Here is a 517-nt window from a genome sequence, read left to right as displayed (position 1 = left end):
GGCTCAGCGCGATCAGGGTCCGCAGTCCGACCTGCGCCAGGACGAGTCCAGCAACCGCGCCGAGCCCCGCGAGCAGCACGCTCTCGGTGAGGAGCTGACGCAGGAGACGCCCGCGGCCGGCGCCCAGGGTGCTACGCACGGCGAGCTCCGTTGAGCGGACCGCACCGCGCGCGAGCAAGAGGTTCGCCACGTTGCCACACCCAATCAGCAGCACGAACCCGACGGCTCCAAGCAGCACGAAGAGCCGCTGTCGATAGTCACCGACGAAGTGTTCCGTCATAGGTGCGACGTCGGCACCACGCTGTGCGTTGTCAATCGGCTGCTCTTGCTCGAGTTGCCTGGCCAGCGTGGTCAATTGTGCTCGCGCCTGGTCGATCGTCACGCCTGACTCGAGCCGCGCGATCACGTTCAACCAATGGCTGCTGAAGTTCGCCTTCTGTTCTGAGGAGAACGCGAATGGCACCCACAACTCCTCGCTCTCCGACGTGACGTCGAACGACGCGGGCATCACGCCGAT

Annotated in this window: 1 protein-coding gene; it reads right to left on the bottom strand. The window is 65.6% G+C overall.

Annotation, left to right across the window (positions count from 1 at the left end):
- Nucleotides 1-517: FtsX-like permease family protein (locus GEV06_29305; GenBank protein MPZ21934.1), on the bottom strand; the 517-nt coding region annotated here is incomplete at both ends.

This window comes from Luteitalea sp. (assembly GCA_009377605.1).
Taxonomy (GTDB): Bacteria; Acidobacteriota; Vicinamibacteria; order Vicinamibacterales; family Vicinamibacteraceae; genus WHTT01.
The sequence above is the reverse complement of the archived record's forward strand: the minus strand, read 5'-3'. Positions and strand labels throughout refer to the sequence as shown.